Below are 22,965 nucleotides of genomic sequence, written 5' to 3'. Positions count from 1 at the left end.
ATGAGTCGACTCCCTGGCAACCAAGAAGAACGCGTGCACAAGCTGAGCATGAAAGCAACGGCGCAACAAGCCATCACGAGCAACGCGTCTGCTATGAATGGTGGTTCCAGCGGCGCTGCGGGCATGCCGGATCGGCAGCCGTGGCACGCACTGGGCGTGGACGAGACGGTCGCGCGTATGGAGACGCGTCCGGATGGCCTCACCAACGCGGAAGCCGTGCAGCGTCTGAAGACCTACGGGTCCAATGTGATCCCCCGGGGCAAAGGGGACACCGCCCTCGACCTGATCTGGCGGCAGGTCAACAACCCCTTGATCTGGGTGCTGATCGTGTCGGCGCTGGTGGCGATGGCTGTCGACCCCACCGGCGGGGTCAAGAACGGGCTGGTGATCCTGGCGGTGGTGGTGCTCAACACGATCATCGGCTTCGTGCAGGAGTTCAAGGCCGGCAAGGCGATCGAGGCGCTCAGCCGCATGGTGCCGGAGAATGTTTCCGCCTTGCGCGAGGGCCGCAAACTCACCCTCCCGGCAGCGGATCTCGTCCCCGGCGACATGGTCCTGCTCGCCAGCGGAGACAAGGTGCCCGCGGACATGCGCCTGATCCAGTTGCGCAACCTGCAGATCGAGGAGGCGGCGCTCACCGGCGAGTCGGTGCCGACGGAGAAACGGCTCGCCCCGGTGGCATCCGAGGCGGGCATCGGCGACCGAACCTGCATGGTCTTTGGCGGCACGCTGGTCACCTACGGGACGGGGACCGCGGTGGTGGTCGAGACCGGCGCCAGGACCGAGCTCGGCCGCATCTCCACCATGCTGAGGGAAACGACCGATCTGCAGACTCCGCTCACCAAGGCGCTGGCCAAAATCGGCTGGTACATCACCATCGCGATCGTTGTCATCGCGATCGGAATCCTCTTGCTCGGGACCTGGCGAACCATGGCCGAGACCGGGGTCGAGTGGCTTCCGGCCCTGCGCGAGACGGTCATCTTCGCCATCGCGCTGGCGGTGGGCGCCATCCCCGAGGGGCTGCCGGCGATCGTGACCATCGCGCTGGCGATCGGCGTGCAGCGCATGGCGACGCGCCGTGCCGTGGTGCGCAAGCTCCCCGCCGTCGAGACCCTCGGCTCGACCACCGTCATCTGCTCTGACAAGACCGGGACCCTTACCCGCAACGAGATGACCGTGCAGGAGCTCTGGACGCCCGCCTCCGGCGCCTTTGCCGTGTCGGGCGTCGGCTACGCGCCCAAGGGGCAACTGCAGCGCGAGGGAACGCTCGTCAAGACGGCGCCTGCGGACCTGACTGATCTGCTGCTCGCCGGGGTGCTGTGCAACGACGCCTCGCTCGCGAACGAGGAGGGGCAGTGGAAGATCCATGGCGATCCGACGGAGGGCGCGCTCGTTGTCGCCGCGGAAAAGGTCGCGCTGGACGTGGAGAAAGCGCGGGCGCAACACAAGCGCCTGGATACGATTCCGTTCGAGTCCGAGAACCAGTTCATGGCCACACTCCACGCGCAGGACGGCGGACGCATCCTGCTCAAGGGTGCGCCGGAGGCCGTGCTAAAGCGTTGCGCCACGACGCCGGGCGGCCGTGTGCTCGATATGGAGGCGGTGCTACGCGAGGTCGAAAAGCTGGCCGCCAAGGGGATGCGGGTGCTGGCGTTCGCCGCCCAGCCCGCGCGCGGGCAGACTGGCATCGAGATGCACGACACGCAAAGCGGGTTCACCTTCCTCGGGCTCCAGGGCATGATCGACCCGCCGCGTCCCGAGGCAATCGCGGCGATCGCGCTCTGCCATCAGGCCGGGATTACCGTGAAGATGATCACCGGCGACCACCAGGGCACGGCGCAGGCGATCGCGGACCAGCTCAACATCCTCCCTAAGAATCCCGCAGCACCCAAGGCGATCGCCGGGGCCCAGCTCGCGCAGATGTCCGAAGTGCAGCTGCGTGATGCGGCGGGCGCGTGCAACGTCTTTGCGCGCGTCGCGCCGGAGCACAAGCTCGGCCTGGTGCGTGCCCTGCAGAGCCGCAACGAAGTGGTCGCGATGACCGGCGACGGCGTCAACGATGCGCCCGCGCTCAAGCAGGCGAATATCGGCGTGGCGATGGGGATCACCGGGACCAGCGTCTCCAAGGAGGCGGCGGGGATCGTGCTCGCCGACGACAACTTCGCTTCCATCGCCGCGGCGGTCGAGGAAGGGCGGCGCGTCTACGACAACCTCATCAAGTCGCTCGCCTTCGTGCTGCCGACCAACCTCGGGCTGGCGCTGATCCTGATGTGGGCGGTAGCCTTTTTCCCGTTCGCCGATGTCACGCACGTCATCGACGGCGTCGCCCATACGATGCGCGAGCTGCTGATGCCGATGACGCCGGCGCAGTTGCTATGGATCAATCTGGTAGCGGCGGTGGCGCTGGCGCTGCCGCTCGCGTTCGAGGCGAAAGAGCCCAACGTCATGAGGCGCCCACCGCGCAACCCGGCCGCGCCAGTGCTGAGCGGGTTCGTCGTCATGCGCACCTTCGTGGTGGCGATCCTGATGACCGCCGGGGCGCTCGGGCTCTTCCTCTACGAGTTCCGAGCCGCGGGAGACAGCGGACCCGCAGCGCTCGCCAAGGCGCAAACGATGGCCGTCACCACGGTGATCATGTTCCAGATCTTCTACCTGCTCAACTGCCGCTCGCTGCGTGACTCGATGCTGAAGATCGGGGTGTTCAGCAACAAGACCGTGTTCGTCGGGATCGCGGCGATCCTCGTGCTGCAGGCGCTGTTCGTCTACGCCCCGTTCATGCACGAGATCTTCGCGTCCGCGCCCCTCTCCGCTGGCGACGTGCTTTTGAGCATCGTTGTCGGCGCCCTCATCCTGCCGGTGATCGGTCTCGAGAAGTGGTGGCGAAATCGTGGCTGAAATCAAGCACGGGGCGCGCCGGGGGGCGGCGTGCCATTCCACTGCACCTTCTTCGGCATCCGGGAAAAACAACCCACTGATCGAACTGCTGATCGCTATCGTCATTCCCTCTCTGATCCTGATGAAGCTGAGCGGCCCGGAAGACCTGGGCGCCGTCAACGCGCTGCTGCTGGCGCTGGCTTTCCCGCTGGCCTGGGGCGCGCGGGATTTGCTTACCCGGCGCAAGCTCAACCTGTTCGCCGTGCTCGGTCTGGTCAGCATCCTGCTTACCGGCGGGATCGGCCTGCTGCAACTGGACACGCGGTGGCTGGCCATCAAGGAAGCCGCCATTCCCGGCCTGATCGGTCTGGCCGTGGCCATTTCCGCCCATAGCCGCTACCCGCTGGTGCGGGTGCTGCTGTTCACGCCGGCGCTGATGGATGTCGAGCGGATTCAGCGCGGCCTGGACGAACGCGGCAAGCGTGCCGCCTTCAAGACGCGCCTGCGGGCCGCCACCTGGATGCTGGCCGGCTCGTTCTTTTTTTCCTCCGTCATGAACTACTTTCTCGCCACCTGGATCGTCACCAGTCCATCCGGCTCCCCCGCCTTCAACGAAGAGCTGGGGCGGCTCACCCTGTTTAGCTATCCCATGATCGCGCTGCCCTCCATGTTGATCATGATGGCCGCGCTCTATTTCCTGGCGCGCTCCCTCCGCGAGTTGGCCGGACTGAAACTCACCGAAGCACTGAAAGGACACGCATGAACAGCAAACCTGAACGCGATGTGGAAAAAACCTACCCCCTGCCGGAGTTCATTGCGAAATTGCGGCGCCTGGCCGATGCGCTCGAACAGGGCGAACGCTTTGAAATCCAGATCGCGGGCGAAAGAATCTCGGTGCCGGTGCGGGCGGTCTGCAACATCGAACACGAACGGGAAGGCGAGTCGGAAGAAATCGAATTCCAGATCAGATGGAAGAACCCGCAATGAACCCCGAACAGCAGAAAGCCATCCTCGCCATCGCCCTCCACGCCGCCTTCGCCGACGGCGCCAAGCACGACCGCGAGCGCGAGGAAATCCGCCGCATCGCCGAGTCGCTGGGCGGCGAGGCGGGCGCGCCTGATCTCGCCCGCCTCTATCAGGACGTGCTGCTCAAGCGCATCAGCCTGGATGCCGCCGTTACCGCGTTGCAAGACCCCGGCGAGCACCCTGAAGGGCATGAACGCCAGCTGGCCTATGAAATGGCGGTGTGCGTGTGCGACGCCGACGGTCGCCAGAGCGAGGCCGAGCAGCGCTTCCTGAACGAGCTGAAAGCCCTGTTGAAGCTCGATGCGGGGCAGACCGCCGCCTTCGAGCGCGAGGCCGACGCCATTGTCGAGCTCAGCGAGGCCGCGGCCCCCGTAGCCGCGGCAGGCGCCGCCGCTGTAGCCGCCGCGCCCGGGCCGGTGGTGGCGGCGCAGCCGAACGTGTCCGAGGCGGAACTCGACAAGTCCATCCTCAACTACGCCTTGATGAACGGTGCGCTGGAACTACTGCCGCAGTCCTGGGCATCGATGGCCATCATCCCGCTGCAGATCAAGATGGTCTACGGCATCGGCAGCGCCCACGGCGTCCAGCTCGACCAGGGCCACATCAAGGAATTCATCGCCGCCGCCGGGGTCGGCCTCACCTCGCAATATCTGGAGCAGTTCGGCCGCAAGCTGCTGGGCGGCCTGCTCGGCAAGGCAGCGGGCAGGACCTTCGGCAAGGTGGGAAGCGCGGCCACCGGCATGGCGTTCTCCTTCGCCACCACCTACGCCCTGGGGCAGCTCGCCAAACGCTATTACGCCGGCGGCCGGGTGATGAATACGGTGATGCTTAAGGATACGTTCCAGAACCTGCTCGGCCCCGCCAAGCAGATGCAAACGCAATACCTGCCCCAGATCCAGCAACAGGCTGCAACGCTCGATATGGGGCGGGTCATGGCCATGGTGCGCGGGCGGTGATCGGCGATGCGGGTTTTCCCCACAGTGCGCGCATCTTTTGGTCAGACTTCTTGAGGCTTTGATTTCATGACGCTTACGGTTGTTGTTTTTCTGGTGCTGGGCCTGGTGCTGCTGGTGGCTGGCGCCGAGTTGCTGGTGCGCGGCGCCGCGCGCCTCGCGGCCCGTTTCGGGATTTCGCCGCTGGTGATCGGACTCACCGTGGTCGCCTTCGGCACCAGTTCGCCGGAGCTGGCGGTCAGCGTTCAGTCCGGTCTTTCGGGACAGGCAGACATCGCCGTCGGCAACATCGTTGGCAGCAACATCTTCAACGTGCTGGTGGTGCTCGGGCTTTCTGCGCTCATCGCGCCGCTGGTGGTTCAGCAGCAGCTCGTCCGCTTCGACGTGCCGCTGGTGATCGGTGTGTCGGTGCTGTTTTGGGTCATGGCGCTCGATGGCCGCATCGGCCTGTTCGATGGTCTGCTGCTCACGGCCGGCATCGTGGCTTATACGGTCTTCGCTATCCGCCAGAGTCGCCAGGAAAGCCCGGAAATACAGGCCGAATATGCGCGGGAGTTCGACGGCGGCGCGAGCGCATGGATCGACCGGTTGCCGGTCCAGATCGTCTTCATCGCCGCGGGCCTGGCGCTGCTCGTGCTCGGCGCCACCTGGCTGGTCGACAGCGCGGTGGCGATCGCGCACGCCTTCGGGGTGAGCGAGATCGTCATCGGCCTGACCATCGTCGCCGTCGGCACCAGCCTGCCCGAGCTGGCCACTTCCCTGGTGGCCGCGCTGCGCGGCGAGCGCGACATCGCCGTGGGCAACGTGATCGGCAGCAGCCTGTTCAATCTCCTGGCAATCGCCGGCATCGCCGCCTTGGTCACGCCCGGCGGGCTCGACGTGGCCGCCGCGCTGGTCCGCTTCGATCTGCCGGTGATGATCGCGGTGGCGCTCGCGTGCCTGCCCATCTTCGCCACCGGCCACCGGATCGCGCGCTGGGAGGGGGCGCTGTTCCTCGGCTATTACGCCGTCTATGTGTCGTACCTGATTCTTGCGGCCACGCAGCACATGGCACTGCCGGCGTACAGCGCCACCATGCTGGGCTTCGTGCTGCCGCTCACAGTCATCACGCTGATTGTGCTGCTGGCGCGCCATCGGACGCTGCCGACCGCTGCGGCGCCATGACCCGCGTTGTCTACGCCGGAACACGCATCGCCCTGCTCACCCAGCACGGCAAGGAGCGCGTGATTGCCTCGGTGCTCGACACAGCGCTCGGCTGCCAGGTGGAACGGGTCGGCGGCTACGACACCGATCTCCTCGGCACCTTCACCCGCGAGATCCCGCGCGCCGGCAAGCAGCTCGAGGCGGCGCGCAAGAAGGCGCGCCTCGGCATGGAGATGTCCGGACTTTCGCTCGGGCTCGCCAGCGAGGGCTCGTTCGGGCCGGACCCGATGGTGGGGATGTTCCCCTGGAACGTGGAGTTCCTCATCTTCATCGACGACGAGCAGGGGCTCGAGATCGTCGGTGTCGCGCAGGGCAAGGCGATCCACGCGCATCTTCTGACCGGCGACTGGACGGCGGCCGAGGCCTTCGCCCGGCAGGCGGCGTTTCCCGCGCACCATCTGGTCGTGCGCCCCGAGGGCGAGAACGACCCGCGCCTGCGCAAGGGGATCGCCGCCTGGGAGGAGCTTAAAGCCGCGTTCGCCTGGGCGCAGGCGCAATCGGCGAGCGGCCAGGTGTTCCTGGAGACCGACCTGCGGGCCCACGCCAACCCCACGCGCATGGAGATGATCCGGCTTGCGGCCGAGGACCTGGTCGCCAAGCTCGGCTCGCCCTGTCCGGCCTGCGGCGCGCCGGGGTTCTGGCTCGTCGAGCGCATTGCGGGCCTGCTCTGTGGCGACTGCGGCGCCCCGACCCGCGAGACCCGCGCCGAGGTGTACGGCTGCCTGAAGTGCGCGCATCGCGAAACGCGCGAGCGCCCCGAGCCGCAGTACGCCGATCCGGGGCGCTGCGATTACTGCAATCCATGAGATCCCATCAATGGCCACAGCACGCCTGACCCTCACCCGTCCCGACGACTGGCACCTGCACCTGCGCGACGGTGATGCACTGGCCGCGGTCCTGCCCGACACCGCGCGGCGGTTTGCGCGCGCCATGGTCATGCCCAATCTCGATCCACCCGTGCGCACGGTGGACGAGGCCCGCGCCTACCGCGCGCGCATCCTGGCAGCGCTGCCGGCGGGCATGGCCTTCGAGCCGTTGATGACGCTCTATCTCACCGACCACACCACGCCCGAAGAGATCCTGCGGGCCAGGGCGAGCGGTTTCGTGCACGCGGTGGGTGAAGCCTTTCTCGTTGGCGCAACAACCAACTCTTCATTTGGCGTCACCGATTTCGCGCGCTGCGACGCGGTGTTCGCGGCCATGGAGGAGACCGGTCTGCCGCTGCTGCTGCATGGCGAGGTGACCGATCCCGAGATCGACGTGTTCGACCGCGAGGCGGTGTTCATCGAGCGACATCTGCAGCGCATCATCGAGCGTTTTCCGCGCCTCAAGGTGGTACTGGAACACATCACCACGCGCGAGGTGGTCACGTTCGTCGAGCGGGCCGGCCCCAACGTGGCCGCCACCATCACTGCGCACCATTTATTGCTGAATCGCAACGCGATGTTCGCCGGCGGCATCCGCCCGCATGCCTACTGCCTGCCGGTATTGAAGCGCGAGCCGCACCGCCAGGTGCTGATTGCCGCCGCCACCAGCGGCAACCCGAAATTCTTCCTCGGCACCGACAGCGCCCCGCACCTGCGCCGCGCCAAGGAGTCGGCCTGCGGTTGCGCCGGCATCTACACCGCGCACGCCGCCATCGAACTGTATGCAGAGGCCTTCGAGCAGGCCGGCGCGCTCGACCGGCTGGAGGCGTTCGCCAGTTTCCACGGCCCCGATTTCTATGGGCTGCCGCGCAATACGGGGCGCATCACACTGGAGCGCCAGGACTGGACCGTGCCCGAGGAGCTGCGTTTCGGAAAGGAAACAGGCGTGCCGCTGCGCGCCGGGGAAACGATTGCGTGGCGGTTGGCAGAGTGAACTCGTAAGGCATTCGTTTGCAAGATTCCACACCCAATGTCCCCGGTCACGGCGCTTTGGGCACGGCTCATATCAGGAGATAAATCATGCCCGACAACCGCAGAAGCAAAACCGTCACCCAAGGCGTGCAGCGCTCGCCCAACCGCGCCCTGTTGCGCGCCACGGGGTTCGACGATGGGGATTTCGACAAACCCATCGTCGGCGTGGCGAACGCGCACAGCACCGTCACGCCGTGCAACATGGGCATCGGCGCGCTCGCCGCGCGCGCCGATGCCGCGTTGAAAAAAGCCGGTGCCATGCCGCAGATGTTCGGCACCATCACCATCTCGGATGGCATTTCGATGGGCACCGAGGGCATGAAATATTCACTGGTGTCGCGCGAGGTGATCGCGGATTCCATCGAAACCGTGTGCAACGGCCAGAGCATGGACGGGGTGCTCGCCCTCGGCGGCTGCGACAAGAATATGCCGGGGGCGATGATCGCCATCGCGCGCCTCAACATCCCGGCGATCTTTGTTTATGGCGGCACCATCAAGCCGGGCCACTATAAGGGCTGCAATCTCACCATTGTGAGCGCCTTCGAAGCGGTCGGTGAGTACACCGCGCATAAAATTGACCAGAACGAGTTACTGGAGATCGAGCGCCGCGCCTGCCCGGGCGCGGGCTCCTGCGGCGGCATGTATACCGCCAACACCATGGCCTCGCTCTTCGAGGCCATGGGCATGAGCCTGCCGTATTCCTCGACCATGGCCGCGGAGGACGCGGAAAAGGCCGACAGCGCGGCGAAATCGGCCGAGGTGCTGGTGCAGGCGATCCGTAAACAAATCCTGCCGCGCGACCTCCTCACCCGCCGGGCGTTCGAGAACGCCATCGCCGTGTTGATGGCGCTGGGCGGCTCCACCAACGCCGTGCTGCACCTGCCCGCCATCGCGCACGCCGCGGGAGTGAAGCTGACACTCGATGATTTCGATGCATTCAGCAGGCGCGTGCCGGTGCTGTGCGATCTGAAACCGTCCGGACGCTACGTCGCCACCGATCTACACCAAGCGGGCGGCATCCCGCAAGTGATGAAGATGCTGCTCGCCCACGGCCTGTTGCACGGAGACGCGCTGACCGTGACCGGCCAGACTCTGGCCGAGGCGCTCGAGAGCGTGCCCGAAGAGCCGCGCCATGATCAGGATGTCATCCGGCCCTGGGGCCGGCCCATGTATCCGCACGGCCATCTCGCCATCCTCAAAGGCAATCTTGCCATCGAGGGGGCGGTGGCCAAGACCAGCGGGGTGAAGGTTCCGAGGATCACAGGCCCCGCACGTGTGTTCGACTCGGAAGAGGCGTGCATGGAAGCGATCCTGGCGCAGAAAATCAAGGCGGGCGACGTGGTGGTGATCCGTTACGAAGGCCCGAGGGGTGGCCCCGGCATGCGCGAGATGCTCTCGCCCACCTCCGCCCTGGTCGGCGCGGGCCTGGGTGACAGCGTGGGTTTGATCACCGACGGCCGTTTCTCCGGCGGCACCTACGGCATGGTGGTCGGTCACGTTGCACCCGAGGCCTTTGTGGGCGGCACGATCACGCTGGTCGAGGAGGGCGACTCGATTACCCTGGACGCGGAACAACGCTTGCTGCAACTCAACGTGCCCGAGGACGAAATCGCGCGCCGAAGCAAAGCTTGGCAACCGCCTGCGCCCCGCTACACGCGGGGCGTATTGGCGAAGTACGCCAAGCAGGTATCGTCGGCGAGCAAGGGGGCGGTGACCGATTGAAGCCATGACAGATCTGACTCGAGCGATGGGAGCCGCCCTGGCACAGGCTGCCGATGGGAATTGACGGCGAAGTCAAGGTTGGGCCGGACTGGGCGGACGCGCTGGCCTTCGACCGCGCCCATCTCTGGCATCCCTATGGCTCGATGACCGATCCGCTGCCGGCGTGGCCGGTGATCGGTGCCGAGGGGGTGCGCTTGAAGCTCGCCGACGGGCGCGAACTGGTCGACGGCATGGCCTCGTGGTGGGCGGCGATCCACGGCTATAACCACCCCCGGCTCAACCGCGCGGTGGAGGATCAACTACGGGGCATGGCGCACGTGATGTTCGGCGGTTTGACCCACGCGCCGGCGATCGAACTGGCGCGGCGGCTGGTGGCGATCACTCCAGCCACATTGGAGAAGGTCTTTCTGTGCGATTCCGGGTCCGTATCGGTGGAGGTGGCCGTCAAGATGGCGATCCAGTACTGGCAGGCCCGGGGCCGCCCGGACAAGCGCCGGTTGCTCGCTCTGCGTGGTGGCTATCACGGTGACACCTTCGCCGCCATGTCGGTGTGCGACCCGGTAACCGGCATGCACCACCTCTTCAGAGGGACACTGCCCGAGCAGCTCTTCGCGCCGCGCCCCGGCTGCCGGTTCGACGACGCCTGGAATCCGTCCGACATCGCCGGGTTCGCGCGCCTGATCGAGACGCACCGCGACGAACTCGCGGCGGTGATTCTGGAGCCCGTCGTGCAGGGCGCGGGCGGCATGTGGTTCTACCACCCCGAGTACCTGCGCCAGGTGCGCGCCCTGTGCGACGCGCACGGCGTGCTGCTGATCGCCGACGAGATCGCCACCGGCTTCGGGCGCAGCGGGAGGCTGTTCGCCTGCGAGCACGCCGGCATCGCCCCGGACATCCTGTGCCTGGGCAAGGCGCTCACCGGCGGCTACCTGACGCTCGCCGCCACGCTCACCACCGCCGAGGTCGCGGAGACCATCTCCCGCGGCGGCGCCGGCTGTTTCATGCACGGGCCGACCTTCATGGCCAATCCGCTCGCCTGCGCCGTGGCCGTGGCGAGTGTCGACCTGCTGCTGGATCAGGACTGGCAGGCGCGGGTGCGGGACATCGAGCGCCAGTTGCGCGCGGAACTGGCCCCCTGTGCCGCGCTGGCGACGGTGCGGGAGGTGCGGGTGCTGGGCGCGATCGGCGTCATCGAGATGCATGCGCCGGTGGACCTGCGCGCGCTGACGCCGCGATTCGTGGAGGCCGGGATCTGGCTGCGTCCTTTCGGCCGCCTGGTCTACATGATGCCGGCCTACGTGATCGAGCCGCAGGACCTTTCGCTATTGACGGGCGCGGTTCGGCGCGTCCTGTCGGAGATCGATGGACGTGGGGCAATGCGATGAGCGGAAGCGGCGACTCGATGGAGCGGCAATTCCTGCGGTTGTTGCGTCACGTCCTCGCGCATGGGGCGCTAAAAAAAGCGACCGCACCGGCACCGGGACGTTGAGCCTGTTCGGCCATCAGATGCGCTTCGACCTGTCGGCACGGCTCCCGCTGCTGACCACCAAGAATATCCACCTCCGTACGGGGAGAACCACGCAATCGGCTTCATGGTGGGCTATGTTCTCTCCGGCTCGCCTCCGGACTCCGCGGATGGCGTCAACGCTTACTTGAGACGAGTTTCGCGCTCGGTAGATCGCCTCGCCCCGAGCGACATCAGTGAAGGGACTTGGCAGAGCCTACATGCGCGCTCCAAGCCGTCGATGCCGATTCGCTTGCATCATGCGTTTCTTGGGTTCGCGGGCACCTCAGCGTCGCGCGCCTGACCTCCGCCTCCTACAGGAGGCAAACGCAATGCTCACAACGGCATAGGCATGAAACCGGCAGGGCCCGACTGCGGTTTCTTTGTCGCGCCACATCGGCACTTGAAGTCGACTGCGACCTTGATCGATTTCAAGGACACCCGATATGCCGGCCCCCTTCTTCAGGGCTTCGCCCCAGCTGCTGATCATCAGCATTGCCCCCGGACTGTGGGCAGTTCTGTTCATGTTCAGCCAGGCTGCGGTGGCGGCGGACGTGCTCGTCGTCACCGACAGCCGTCATCCGGTGCAGGCCCTGGCCGGCGTGCGTGTCATCGAGCTGGACCAGCCGGCGCACATCGAGGCCGAACTCACGGCGCACCTGCCCGCTGACCCAGCCCAGGCGGAGGCCCTGGTACGGCAGCGGCTGCTCGATGGCGGCGCCGACCTGCAGCGCCGAATCGGCCAGGCCTACCAGGGCGTCGCCGATGCCTGGGGACTGGGCATCGTCAAGATCCCTGCTGTGGTGGTCGATCGGCGCTACGTGGTCTACGGCGAGCCCGACGTGGCCCGCGCCGTCGCGCGCATCGACGCCTACCGGAGCGCACGCCCATGAGCCGCCTGATGACTTCCCGGCGCCTGCGCGCCATCGTCGCCTCGCTGATGCTGGGCGCGGCCACCTCGGCGTTCGCCCTGAACACCGCCACCATCGTCTCTTCGGCGTTGTCGCCCGACTGCCTGGAGTACCGTGTCGTCGGCATCTGCTACTGGCTGTACTGCACGCCGTTCGGCTGCTCGGTGCGCACCTCGGTGAAGGTACGCCACTACGTGCCCGATGCCGTCGTGTCGAGCTACAGCAACACGGGTGAGAACCCCTGGCTGGAAGTGCGGGCGATGAGCATGCCGAATCCGACCGCCAAGGCCGGCGGCGACGGCACCACCAACCACGACAACGAGAACAACCTGGCGAAGTTCAAGAACGCTGACGTGATCGGCCACCCCGCCGGCCTGGTGTTCAGCCAGTTCGCCGCCACCTCCGGCTACTCCTGCGAGGGTGCGGGCACGGCCTTCATGCCCTACCTGCTGAGCACGCTCGATACCATCGCCTGGCGCTACAACATCCCCGAAGCGTTCTACCCCGAAGCTCTGATTCCCGGACGGCGCGAGATCGGCACGCGCGCCGGCCTGAACCTGTGGGGCAACGTCTATCCGCGTGGCGGTTTCCTGCACCAGACCGACGACTACAAGAGCGGTGCCGTGGTCGCGCAGCGTGCGGGTGACATCGTGACGCGCCGCGGCCAGATCCACGTGTACCAGCCGCTGCTGGCCAACGCCCGCGACGGCTACTGGCCGGCCGGCGCGCTGATGGAGACCGACGCCTCGACGGGCAAGTGGCAGGAGCTGACGCCCACGCTCTCGAACAGTTGCGTGGTCTTCCCGCACAGCCGCACCCGCGTGCAGGCCCAGCAAGGCGACTACGCCTGGGCCTTGTGGCGGCCGTACTCCTGCTGCCGGCGCCGTGGCCAGGTCTTCCTCGGCAGCGTCGATTTCATGTGAGGAACCCACGATGAACGCCTCCCTCCCTGACTTCCTGCGCCGCGCGAAGTCGCACCTGCGGGCCACGCTGCTCGTGGCGGCCATCACGCTGGCCGTCGGCGCCGCCTGGGCGCAGACCCGCATCGACCCCAATGGCGTGAATGTCAGCGGCAGCGTGATCGGCGACGACGTGCTCTACAGCATCGGCGGTGGCCGCGCCGTGTCCATGGGCGGTGCGGGGAACATGCAGAGCATCGGTGTCGGCATCGGCTGGAACAGCAACCTCATCTGCGGCGACATGAGCATCACCACGACGCTGCAGAACCAGTTGAACGGCCTCACCAATGGCTTCCAGACGATCATGTCGAACGTGATCCAGAACGCTACTGCCGCGGTGGCGTCGCTGCCGGCGCTGATCATCCAGCGCGCAGATCCCGGGCTCTACAACCTGCTCACCAACGGCATCTTGCAGGCGCGGCTGGACTTCGACCGCTCCAAGATGACCTGCCGTGCGATCGCCGAGCGGATGGCCGACATGGCTGGCGGTCAAGCCGGCTGGAACCAGCTCGCCGAGGGCCTGGCGCTGCGCGATGCGGTCGCCAGCACCGATGCCGTGTCCGCCATCGAGCAGGCCGAGACCAACCGGGGCAACAACGGCGTGCCCTGGGTTGGCGGCAGCAATGCCGGCGGCAACGGCCAAAGCTCGATCAAGGTGGTGGGCGACGTGACGCGTGCGGGCTACAACCTGCTCAACGGCCGCAGCGTCGGCGATGCGTCGCCGATTGCGTCCAGCGCCTGCGGCAACCGCCTGACCTGCCAGACTTGGCCATCGCCGCAGGCGGCCTCGGCCTGGGCGATCCGCGTGCTGGGCGAGCGTGAGCAGCGCACCTGCGAGAGCTGCACCAAGACGCAGACCACCCCAGGCGTCGGGCTCACGCCGATGATCCAGGAAGAGTACGAAACCAAGCTGCAGTCGCTGCAAGAGCTGGTGACAGGGGCGCGGCCGACGACGCCGGCCCATCTCGAAGCCGCCGGCAGCAGCTCGCTGCCGATCACCCGTGGCGTGATCGAAGCGCTACGCGACGAGCCCGATCAGGACGTGCTGGGCCGGCGTCTCGCATCCGAGGCCGCACTGTCGAGCGTGCTGGAAAAAGCCTTGCTGCTGCAGCGCACGCTGCTGACGGGCAAGAAGGAGCCCAACGTCGCAGCCAACGAGCTGGCCGTGCAGGCGGTCGATCAGGAGAACGCCGCGCTGGAGCAAGAGATCAACAACCTCAAGACCGAGCTGGAGCTGCGGCGCACGTTGGCCGGCAACTCGGCGATGGCGATCATCCAGCGCCACAGCACCCGCGCCGCCGGCTCGCGCGGTGTCTTCGAGGGCGACACCACACGCGACCGGCTGCGGGAGATCGAGAAGCCGCGGAGCGGTACGCCATGAGCCGGCTGGCCTGGCTGCGGCTGCCGTGGCTGTTCAACCGCCGCGTTGGCGTGGCGCTGCTGTGGACCTTGCTGGTGGTCGCCGCCGCGGTGGCGGTGAACATCGCGGGCATCCACGTGGTCGGCGGCGTCGATGGCTGGGAGAACTGGTTGAGGGCGCATGCGGGCCACTTCTTCCTGTGGCGGCTTCTGCTCTACGCAGCAACAGCCTACGGCTGGTGGTGGATGCGCGGGCGCCTGCGGCAACGTGAACCGTCGGCCGAGGCGCATCAGCGCCTGCGGCGCACGGAGATCGCGGCCGTGACAGCCCTCGTGCTGCTGGAAGGCAGTCAGTTGCTGCGGCACGGCTGAGACCGGGAGACGGGCATGACGCTCTACACGACGGACTATCTGGAGTACTACCTCACGCTGGTGGGCTGGATCGTCAACAACGGCATCTGGAACCTGCTGGTGGCCAGCGGCGTGTTCGCGCTGCCGTTCGTTGTCATCGTCATCCACGAATGGCTCCGGGCGCGCAGCGAGGGCGCGGACGAAGGCAACAAGGGCGTGCTGTCCTCGCTGCGCATCGAGAACCGTGTGTGGGTGGCCATCGTGGTGATCCTGTTCGCCGGCATCCCGTTCGTTCCGGTCGACCTCAGTATCATCCGCTTCGACACGACCCGCTCCGCACAATGCCAGGTCAATGTCCCGCAGCCCCAGGACACGGGCTGGTCCAACGCCTACACCACGCTCAACAACCAGAGCGCGCTCGTGCCGGTGTGGTGGTTCGCCATGCACGCGCTGTCGAAAGCCGTGACGGGCGCGGCGGTTGCAGCGATTCCCTGCGGCACGGACCTGCGGCAAATACGGATGGATGTGGATGCCACGCGCACCGACGACCCGGTGCTGGCCCAGGAGGTCGCAGACTTCACACACGACTGCTACGGGCCTTCGCGCGCCAAGCTGTTCATGAATCGGCCGACGCTCACCGAGGAGCAGATGAACGACGTGACATGGATCGGGTCGAGCTACTTCCTCAGCACGCCGGGCTTCTACGACACCTACCGCTCCAAGACGCCGCGCATCGTCTGGCCCTATGACGCCACGCGCGATGCGGGGCTGGCTCAGGTGGACAGTGGCGGCGGCTATCCGTCCTGCCGGCAGTGGTGGGCCGATGGCAGCCAGGGACTGCGCAGCCGGCTGCTGGCACAGGTCGACCCGGACCTGCTGACCCGCATCGGCCGCTGGGCGGGCTTCCTGTCGCAGAGCGAGGTCAATGATTCGGTGATCCGCGCCGTGGTCTCACCGCGACAGCAGAAGATGAACCAGGGCGCCGTCTACACCGACTACGGCGGGCAGATCGACAAGACCTTGCCGAACATCGTCACGCGCGGCGCGAGCGACCTGGGGCTGACCGTGGGCTCGCTGGGCTTCTTCCCGGCGATGGACGTGGTGCGTCAGGCGCTGCCGATGGTGCTGACGATGCTCAAGATGGCGCTCGTCATCTGCATCCCGTTGGTGCTCTTGGTGGGCACCTACGACCTCAAGACGACGGTGACGGTGAGCTGCGTGAAGTTCGCGCTGTTCTTCGTGGACTTCTGGTTCCAGCTCGCGCGCTGGATCGACAGCACGATCCTCGACGCGCTCTACGGCTGGGGCTTCGGCGCGAACCGGCCGCACAGCAACTTCGATCCTTTGATCGGTCTGAACAATGCGTTCGGGGACATGCTGCTGAACTTCGTCATGGCGATGATGTTCATCGTGCTGCCGACGTTCTGGGTGATGGCACTGGCCTGGGCTGGTGTACGGGCAGGCAATATCCTTGGTGCGCTTACCGTCGCTACCGGCGACGCAAAGGCGGCTGGAGGTAGTGGTTCTCGCCTTGCGATGACAGCTGCATCGAAAGGCGGCGCGAAGTAAAACGCATCCTTTCGTACCGATGGGGCAGCTACGACTCGTCAGAGTCGCCCATGTCGTGGCGCCACTCGTTCTTGTCGTACAGACCATGGCCGGAGTGTCCTTCACGCCACTCTGGCTGGTTCTCATCATCCGCATCGGCGTTCCGCGCAAGCCATGCGGCGGCCACCGCAAAGACCAGCAGCAAGGCCAGCCAGGATGCAGCGTAGAGCAGGACACCGAACACGGCGAGCTTGACGATCCAGAGCACCGCCTTGGCCGCATCTGCAGGCACTCCACGCGCCACCAGCCAGCCGGCGGCACGTTGCTCACGACGCAGGTAGCCACGCCAGGCGCGGCCAGCCCCCCGGCCCAGCCGGTGGCTCCAGCGCCCGTTGTGCGTGTTGGTGGTCATGCTCATGTGCCTCGGTTTCAGTGGTGCCTCACCTCATGGGGGGAGGCGTTGTCGTTCGCCCTCCAGCATAGACCGCGATCCAGAAGGCGAGGTTGCGATCGGCGAGTCGGATTGGCCTGGGCTGCCGATCATGATTAGATTATGCTCCAAAAGTAAAACATGATGCTACTTTCTGTGCAAATGTCTGTGGCAGCGCTAGGGCGTGATTGGATTTCGTGTTATTTTTATAACATGGATGGAAATTCCAAGCACCAAGTAATCAAGCGTCTGCAGGCGGAGCTTCCCCGCGGAGCACCGTTCGATCTGGCCACCCTGAGCCAGTTCGGGGTGTCGCCCCAGCTCGCTGCCCACTACGCCGACGGGGGCTGGCTCGTGCGCCTGGCCCAGGGTGTCTATGCATTCCCGAACGATGACTTTGGGGTCTACGGTGCGCTGAAGTTCCTGCGGCAGCGCGTGCCCGGCCTGCATGTCGGCGGCAAGAGCGCCCTGGCCCTGCAGGGCGTGCGGCACAACCTGAGCAGCCGCGACACGCTGGTGCTGTGGGGCGACAACCGCTACGCGCTGCCGGTCTGGTTCACCTCGCGCTTCCCGGCCCGCTACGTCCATGCCCGCCTGTTCGACTGGCCGGACACGGCGCTGGCCAGCAAGACCCTGTCCACGCCGCCTGGCCTGCCCGAGGATCTGCGGGTGGCAGCCCCCGAGCGTGCCGTTCTGGAGCTGCTGTACGAAGCCGGTGTCAAGCAGAGCCTCGAAGAAGCGCGCAACGTCTTCGACGGACTGCGCTCGCCCCGCAAGGACATGCTCGGACAACTGCTGTCCTGCTGTACCAGCGTCAAGGCCGTGCGCCTGTTCCTCACCTGGGCGCGGGAAACAAGCCTCGTGGACGTCGATGCCTTGCTGGAACAGTACCCGGTTCGCACCGGCAGCGCCACGCGCTGGATGAGCCGACTCGACGACGGCAGCCTGTTGAGTCTGAAGTCCCATGGATAAGACCTACGCGGACACCGTTCGCCTGCTGCTGGCTGTCGCGCCCGATGTTTTCGCGAATGGCATCTTCGCTATGAAGGGCGGCACGGCCATCAATCTCTTCGTGCAGGACATGCCACGCCTGTCGGTGGACATCGACGTGGTGTACCTCCCGTGGCAGACGCCGCGCGACGAAGCGCTGCAAGCCATCAACCAGGAACTGGCCGCCATCGCCGCGCGCGTTGCACCACTGGGTGTGCAGACACGCCTGGTTCGCGCCAAGGACCTGGGGGACACCAAGCTGATCGTCGAGAACGACGTCGGCCAGGTGAAGATCGAGGTCAATGTCGTGTTCCGTGGCAGTGTGCTGCCCGTCGAGCGGCGACCACTGAGCGCCAAGACCCGCGATCTGTTCGGCGTCGAGTTCGAGCTGCCGATCCTGGCGCCGGACGAGCTGTACGCCAGCAAGCTGGTGGCTGCGCTGGATCGACAGCATCCGCGCGATCTGTTCGACGTGTGGCAGCTCTACGAATCGGGCGGCATCAGCGATGGCATGGTCGAGTGCTTCGTGGTCTACCTGGCCGGGCACAACCGGCCGCCCCACGAAGTGCTGTTCGGCAACGACAAGGACATCGCCGGCGAGTACGAACGGGCCTTTGTCGGTATGGCCGAAGTGGACTGCCCCTTGGACACGCTGCTGGACGCTCGCGCGCAGTTGCGAAGCGAGTTGCAGCAACGGCTGACGAAGGCGCACAGGCGGTTCCTGAGCGGCCTGGTACGCGCAGAACCGGACTGGTCGCTGGTGCAATGCCAGCACGCCGCGCAACTGCCGGCACTGCGCTGGAAGCTCAACAACCTGGAGACCTTTCGCAAAAAGCGCCCCAAGGACTTCGCCGCGCAAGCCGCTGCGCTCGATGCCGGCCTGGGCCAGATCTGACGCGGCGGCAGAAGTATTCCCGGCTTGCCGGGGTTGCCCCATGCCGCATTGATTGCGGCACGCGACACGCGCTGCCCCTATACCCAAAGGCTTCCAAAAAGGCCGCAAGGGCTGGGAAGGGGCAAGGGAATGGGGCCAAGGGGAAAGGCCCTACCCGAAAAGGCCAAAAGGCACCCCTGAGCAGCCTCTCATCCGAGGTTCGCCATGCTCTCGCTGTTTCGCAAACGGATGCTGCCGGCCTCCGGCGCACCATCCACTCCCTCCACCGAGACACCCAAAGGGCTGACGCGGCCCGAGTCGGCCGCATCGCTGCTGGCAACACCGCGCCGGCAGAAGCTGCTGGAACACATCTGGCAGCGCACCTCGCTGTCGCGCGGGCAATTCGCCACGCTGTACCTGGCGCCGCTGGAACGCTACGCCGAACTGGTCCAGCAGTTCCCTGCGTCCGAAAGCCACCACCACGCCTATCCGGGCGGCATGCTGGACCACGGCCTGGAGATCGTCGCCTACGCGCTGAAATTGCGGCAGTCTTACCTGCTGCCTGCGGGCGTCACGCCAGAGGCACAGGCGGCGCAGGCCGAAGCCTGGACCGCAGGCACGGCCTACGCGGCCCTGCTGCACGACATCGGCAAGATAGCGGTCGATCTGCACGTCGAGCATGCCGACGGCAGCGCCTGGCATCCCTGGCACGGCCCGGTGCGAAAGCCCTACCGCTTTCGTTACCGAAAGGAGCGTGAGTACCGCCTGCACAGCGCCGCCACCGGGCTGCTCTACGCGCGCCTTCTCGATCGGGACATCTTCGACTGGCTCAGCGGCTATCCCGACCTCTGGGCCGCGCTGCTGTACGTGCTGGCCGGCCAGTACGAGCACGCCGGCACGCTCGGCGAGCTGGTCGTGCAGGCCGACCAGGCATCGGTCGCCCAGGAACTCGGCGGCGATCCCAGCAAGGCGCTGGCGGCACCCAAGCATGCGCTGCAACGCAAATTGCTCGACGGCTTGCGCTACCTGCTCAAGGAAGAGTTCAAGTTGAACCAGGGCGGCCCGGCGGACGGTTGGCTGACCCAAGAGGCTTTGTGGCTGGTGAGCAAGACCGTCTCCGACAAGCTGCGCGCACATCTGCTGTCGCAGGGCATCGACGGCATCCCGGCGAGCAATACGGCCGTGTTCAACGTGCTGCAGGATCACGGCATCGTGCAACCGACGCCGGATGGCAAGGCGATCTGGAAGGCTACCGTCACCAGCGACGCCGGCTGGTCGCACGCCTTCACCTTCCTGAAACTCTCGCCGGCGATGATCTGGGATGCCGCCGATCGGCCGGCGCCGTTCGCAGGCCGTGTGCAGGTCGAAGAGGAACAAGCGGAGCCGCAGGCGCCGGCGGTGGCCGATGTGCCGCGCGCGGAAGGCATCGATGCTGCACCCGCGAGCACGGCGCCGATCGCATCCGCAGCCACAGACCCGGGCGTGGCCGCGCTGCTCGACCTGCTGGGCGACACCACTGCACCTACAGCACCGGAGATCCCGAGTTGCCCTGTTGCCGAGCCCGAGCCGGCCCCTTTGACCGTGCCACCGCCGCAGATGAACCTCGTGCCTTCCCAGGATCGCGCGGAGCCCTCCGGGGCGCACTTCATGGCCTGGCTGCGTCAGAGCATCCAGACGCGCAAGCTGATCATCAACGACGCCAAGGCTCTGGTGCATACCGTCGCCGGCACGGCCTACCTCGTCAGCCCCGGCGTGTTTCAGCGCTATGCACAGGAGTACCTTCAAGTCGCCGCGCTGGCCAAGCAGGAGAAGCTGGAGGGGTGGCAGTGGGTGCAGAAGCGGTTCGAGAAGCTGGGGCAGCACCGCAAGCAGCCCAGCGGGCTGAACATCTGGACCTGCGAAGTCACGGGGCCGCGCAAGTCGCGCCGGCTGCACGGCTATCTGCTCGCCAGCCCGGATGCGCTGTTCCAGGAGACGCCGCCAGACAACCCATACCTGCGGCTCCTCAACGAGGCCGCAAAGCGCGAAGATTCAGCCTTTGGCGGCAAGGACAACGACGATCAGGGGTAAGGCCGGCTTCAATCTGCGGATGGGGCCGACTCCGCCAGCTTGGCTTCGGTCAGAGTCATCAAGTGAGCAGAACTGCATTTCAGCGCGCGGGCGATCTTGAGGATGAGGGGAAGCGTGGGGACGTGCTCTCCGCGTTCGATCTTGCCCATGTGCGACCGTTCGATGCCAGCCAAGTGGGCCAGCGTTTCCTGAGCGATACCCTGGTTGGTTCTTTCTTCCCGCACGGCAGCCCCAAACGCGATGGCTGGTTCCGCTTCGTAGGTAGTAGTGCCGACGGGGCGGCCTCTTTGGATCGAACGCTTTTGCATTGCCAAAAGCGTCGAACAAGGTCACGATTTAAACCACGTTAAACTTAACTCATTCAATGGCTCCGAGATCAGTTGCCACGACATTCACCGCCTGGGGGGAGCTGGACGTGGAATCGAGCGACATCACCGCCGAAATTCGCATGGCCGTCCTCGGCGAATGGGTGCCTCCCCAGCTCGCCGACGTGCTAGCCCTGCAGCGCGCCGAAGAGCCGGAGACCCATGCCGTCCTGGCTGGATGGACAGATCCCGGTCGGGGCGCGGAGCTGCCGGGCGACGGCTTCGACTTCGCCTTGTCTGCGGTTGCCCGGCAGTGGCCTGGCTGGGTATGCGAACCGCTGTGGCATGACACGCTGGCGGTCGCCGTGGCCAAGCGCTCCCACTTGCTGGCCTACCGTGAAGTGCCGTGCCAGGAAGTGCTCAAGCAGCCGTTGATCCGTGCGCAGTCAACGGCCGGCGAGCCGTGGCGCGCTGTGGCGCAGCGTGTCCTCGGGGATGCGCTGCAGGATCGGGAGCAGCTGGTCAGCTCCTTCGACATCGCGATGACGCTCGTGTCAGCCGGGTACGGCCTCGTCGTCGCGCCGTCTGCGAGGCTTGCTGGCTACCTGAACCGCGGCATCGCCGCGCGGCCGCTGGCTGGCGCACCGACCGTCGTGATGGCTTACCTCCTGCATCCCCTGGCGCGCCTGACCGAACCCATGGCGAGGTTCATCCAACGTGCTCGCAGCGTGTCCGGGGACCTCGAAGTACCTACTGAGCAACGTCGTGCTCTGCGGATACCACTGTTACTGAACAGGCCATCCGGCCACGTGAGCACGTGGCCCGACGATCATAGTCATCGCCTGTAGCCGGCGGCACGCGGCCAGAAGCCGACGTTCGAAACTGCCCTCTGGCCCGAGTTTTGGGGCTTTGGAACCGCTGTCGGGTATAGAGCGGGCGAAACTACCCGCGAAAGCGGTGTTGCAAGCCGCATGCATACCATGCGTTCCGGGCGCGAAGAGCACTGGGCGTAAGTGCGCAGCGCGCAAACTACAAAACGGCGCTCACCTGCGCGGCTCCGCCGTGCGAGTTGATCGGTTGACGCCATTTAATCTGCGCACCGACGCCATGCCAGCTGAGCACCGGCATCAAGACCTTGCGCGGCGACGCCACCAGGCTGCGCACCGGCGCCAAGTCGCTGCGCAATGGCACCAGCTTCCTGCGCAGTGGTGCCACGCTGTTGCGCATCCCCGCCAAGCTACTGCCCACCCTCCGACTTGAGCTTGCGCATCGACTCGCCCTTGAGGGCGATCTTCAGGCTCGAATGCACGAGCCGATCGAGCAGCGCATCGGCCAGCGCGGGATCATTGATGAAGGCGTGCCACTCCTTGACCGGCATCTGCCCGAGCACGATCGTCGAGTGCGTGCCGACCCGATCATCGAGCAGCTCCAGCAGGTCGGCGCGACCGCGATTGGTCAGTGCGGTCAGGCCAAAGTCGTCCAGGATCAGGAGCTGGACCTTGGCCACCTGGTTGCGCAGCTTCGTGATGGAGCCGTCTTCGTGCGCGATGGCCATCTCTTCGAGCAAGCGCCCGAGCCTGCGGTAAGCCACGGTGATGCCCTTGCGCGCCGCCTGCACTGCCAGCGCGCAGGCCAGCCAAGTCTTGCCCGTGCCGGTCGGGCCGGTCATCAGCAGGTTCATCTGCTTGTAGATCCACGCACATGTGAGCAGATCGGCGAAGGTCGCCTTGTCGATGCCGCGGCCGGTTCGGTAGTCAATGTCCTCGGGCACGGCCTGCACCTTGAGTCGCGCGTTGCGCAGGATGCTCTTGTAGCGCCGCGTGTCGCGGTAACTGATCTCGGCATCCACGAGCATCTGCAGGCGTTGCTCGAAGGACGCGCCGAGAAAGGCGGACTGAGACATCTGCTGATCCAGCGCCTCGGCCATGCCGACGAGACGCAGTTCGCGGAGCTGTTGGGCGGTGTTCATGATGGTCATTCGGGGTTCC

The 22,965-nt window shown here is 66.2% G+C and carries 22 protein-coding genes and 1 pseudogene; 19 read left to right on the top strand and 4 right to left on the bottom strand.

Annotation, left to right across the window (positions count from 1 at the left end; genetic code table 11):
- From E2F46_RS03580 to E2F46_RS03505, 15 genes and pseudogenes are all read left to right on the top strand, one after another.
- Positions 1–2,895: a cation-translocating P-type ATPase gene (locus E2F46_RS03580; RefSeq protein ID WP_207949513.1), complete on the top strand. Its 2,895-nt coding sequence runs from the start codon at positions 1–3 to the stop codon at positions 2,893–2,895.
- Positions 2,888–3,637 carry a VC0807 family protein gene (locus E2F46_RS03575; protein WP_207949512.1) on the top strand — a complete coding sequence of 250 codons (750 nt, stop codon included), beginning with the start codon at positions 2,888–2,890 and terminating at the stop codon, positions 3,635–3,637. Before E2F46_RS03580 ends, E2F46_RS03575 begins: the two co-directional genes overlap by 8 nt.
- A complete protein-coding gene (locus E2F46_RS03570; protein ID WP_042928639.1) occupies positions 3,634–3,861 on the top strand; it encodes an amphi-Trp domain-containing protein in 228 nt (75 codons plus the stop codon). The genes E2F46_RS03575 and E2F46_RS03570 overlap by 4 nt, the downstream gene beginning before the upstream one ends.
- Positions 3,858–4,856 carry a YcjF family protein gene (locus E2F46_RS03565; protein WP_033470479.1) on the top strand — a complete coding sequence of 333 codons (999 nt, stop codon included), beginning with the start codon at positions 3,858–3,860 and terminating at the stop codon, positions 4,854–4,856. The genes E2F46_RS03570 and E2F46_RS03565 overlap by 4 nt, the downstream gene beginning before the upstream one ends.
- Before the next feature lie 66 nt (positions 4,857–4,922).
- Positions 4,923–6,017: a calcium/sodium antiporter gene (locus E2F46_RS03560; protein ID WP_042928637.1), complete on the top strand. Its 1,095-nt coding sequence runs from the start codon at positions 4,923–4,925 to the stop codon at positions 6,015–6,017.
- The gene (locus tag E2F46_RS03555; protein WP_042928636.1) at positions 6,014–6,862 is read left to right on the top strand and encodes a DUF6671 family protein; all 849 of its coding nucleotides are present in this window, start codon (positions 6,014–6,016) and stop codon (positions 6,860–6,862) included. The genes E2F46_RS03560 and E2F46_RS03555 overlap by 4 nt, the downstream gene beginning before the upstream one ends.
- A 10-nt stretch (positions 6,863–6,872) precedes the next feature.
- Positions 6,873–7,916 carry a dihydroorotase gene (gene pyrC, locus E2F46_RS03550; RefSeq protein ID WP_033470473.1) on the top strand — a complete coding sequence of 348 codons (1,044 nt, stop codon included), beginning with the start codon at positions 6,873–6,875 and terminating at the stop codon, positions 7,914–7,916.
- A gap of 86 nt (positions 7,917–8,002) precedes the next feature.
- Positions 8,003–9,676, top strand: a complete 1,674-nt coding sequence (gene ilvD, locus E2F46_RS03545) for a dihydroxy-acid dehydratase (protein ID WP_133320754.1) — start codon at positions 8,003–8,005, stop codon at positions 9,674–9,676.
- 53 nt (positions 9,677–9,729) lie between these two features.
- Positions 9,730–11,061, top strand: coding sequence for an adenosylmethionine--8-amino-7-oxononanoate transaminase (gene bioA, locus E2F46_RS03540; RefSeq protein WP_050485076.1), 1,332 nt, complete (start codon positions 9,730–9,732; stop codon positions 11,059–11,061).
- Between the two features lie 17 nt (positions 11,062–11,078).
- Positions 11,079–11,245: pseudogene (locus tag E2F46_RS17640) on the top strand (thymidylate synthase); the annotation flags it as partial.
- A 381-nt stretch (positions 11,246–11,626) separates the two neighbouring features.
- Entirely contained in the window at positions 11,627–12,073 is a 447-nt protein-coding gene (locus E2F46_RS03525; protein WP_033470469.1) for a TIGR03757 family integrating conjugative element protein, read from the top strand.
- Positions 12,070–13,014 carry a TIGR03756 family integrating conjugative element protein gene (locus tag E2F46_RS03520; RefSeq protein ID WP_033470467.1) on the top strand — a complete coding sequence of 315 codons (945 nt, stop codon included), beginning with the start codon at positions 12,070–12,072 and terminating at the stop codon, positions 13,012–13,014. The genes E2F46_RS03525 and E2F46_RS03520 overlap by 4 nt, the downstream gene beginning before the upstream one ends.
- 10 nt (positions 13,015–13,024) lie before the next feature.
- Positions 13,025–14,431 (top strand): integrating conjugative element protein, encoded by a 1,407-nt coding sequence (locus E2F46_RS03515; RefSeq protein WP_033470466.1) that lies wholly within the window; start codon positions 13,025–13,027, stop codon positions 14,429–14,431.
- Positions 14,428–14,781, top strand: a complete 354-nt coding sequence (locus tag E2F46_RS03510) for a hypothetical protein (RefSeq protein WP_033470464.1) — start codon at positions 14,428–14,430, stop codon at positions 14,779–14,781. The genes E2F46_RS03515 and E2F46_RS03510 overlap by 4 nt, the downstream gene beginning before the upstream one ends.
- Positions 14,782–14,796: 15 nt before the next feature.
- Positions 14,797–16,329, top strand: coding sequence for a conjugal transfer protein TraG N-terminal domain-containing protein (locus E2F46_RS03505; RefSeq protein WP_033470462.1), 1,533 nt, complete (start codon positions 14,797–14,799; stop codon positions 16,327–16,329).
- A gap of 28 nt (positions 16,330–16,357) precedes the next feature.
- Here the strand turns inward: E2F46_RS03505 and E2F46_RS03500 are convergent, their stop codons facing one another.
- A complete protein-coding gene (locus E2F46_RS03500; protein ID WP_033470460.1) occupies positions 16,358–16,726 on the bottom strand; it encodes a DUF3742 family protein in 369 nt (122 codons plus the stop codon).
- Between the two features lie 225 nt (positions 16,727–16,951).
- On the opposite strand from E2F46_RS03500, the gene E2F46_RS03495 reads away from it, so the two are divergent.
- The 3 genes from E2F46_RS03495 to mobH all read left to right on the top strand — a co-directional run bounded on the left by E2F46_RS03495 (position 16,952) and on the right by mobH (position 20,672).
- Positions 16,952–17,710, top strand: coding sequence for a type IV toxin-antitoxin system AbiEi family antitoxin domain-containing protein (locus tag E2F46_RS03495; protein ID WP_033470458.1), 759 nt, complete (start codon positions 16,952–16,954; stop codon positions 17,708–17,710).
- The gene (locus tag E2F46_RS03490) at positions 17,703–18,623 is read left to right on the top strand and encodes a nucleotidyl transferase AbiEii/AbiGii toxin family protein (protein WP_033470456.1); all 921 of its coding nucleotides are present in this window, start codon (positions 17,703–17,705) and stop codon (positions 18,621–18,623) included. The genes E2F46_RS03495 and E2F46_RS03490 overlap by 8 nt, the downstream gene beginning before the upstream one ends.
- A gap of 204 nt (positions 18,624–18,827) precedes the next feature.
- Entirely contained in the window at positions 18,828–20,672 is a 1,845-nt protein-coding gene (gene mobH, locus E2F46_RS03485) for a MobH family relaxase (protein ID WP_033470454.1), read from the top strand.
- Positions 20,673–20,680: 8 nt separating this feature from the next.
- Here mobH and E2F46_RS03480 read toward each other — a convergent pair whose 3' ends face one another.
- The gene (locus E2F46_RS03480; RefSeq protein ID WP_033470452.1) at positions 20,681–20,980 is read right to left on the bottom strand and encodes a helix-turn-helix domain-containing protein; all 300 of its coding nucleotides are present in this window, start codon (positions 20,978–20,980) and stop codon (positions 20,681–20,683) included.
- A gap of 107 nt (positions 20,981–21,087) precedes the next feature.
- Here E2F46_RS03480 and E2F46_RS03475 point away from each other — a divergent pair, with 107 nt between their 5' ends.
- A complete protein-coding gene (locus E2F46_RS03475; protein WP_033470635.1) occupies positions 21,088–21,825 on the top strand; it encodes a substrate-binding domain-containing protein in 738 nt (245 codons plus the stop codon).
- 181 nt (positions 21,826–22,006) lie between these two features.
- On the opposite strand, the gene E2F46_RS03470 is transcribed toward E2F46_RS03475, so the two are convergent.
- Together E2F46_RS03470 and istB are read right to left on the bottom strand one after the other, a co-directional pair.
- Positions 22,007–22,204 (bottom strand): hypothetical protein, encoded by a 198-nt coding sequence (locus E2F46_RS03470; protein ID WP_088384477.1) that lies wholly within the window; start codon positions 22,202–22,204, stop codon positions 22,007–22,009.
- 10 nt (positions 22,205–22,214) lie between these two features.
- Positions 22,215–22,955: an IS21-like element helper ATPase IstB gene (gene istB / locus E2F46_RS03465; RefSeq protein ID WP_088384476.1), complete on the bottom strand. Its 741-nt coding sequence runs from the start codon at positions 22,953–22,955 to the stop codon at positions 22,215–22,217.
- Positions 22,956–22,965 lie beyond the last annotated feature (10 nt).

The sequence above is a fragment of the Luteimonas aestuarii genome (genome assembly GCF_004357985.1).
Lineage (GTDB): Bacteria > Pseudomonadota > Gammaproteobacteria > Xanthomonadales > Xanthomonadaceae > Luteimonas > Luteimonas aestuarii.
The sequence above is the reverse complement of the archived record's forward strand: the minus strand, read 5'-3'. Positions and strand labels throughout refer to the sequence as shown.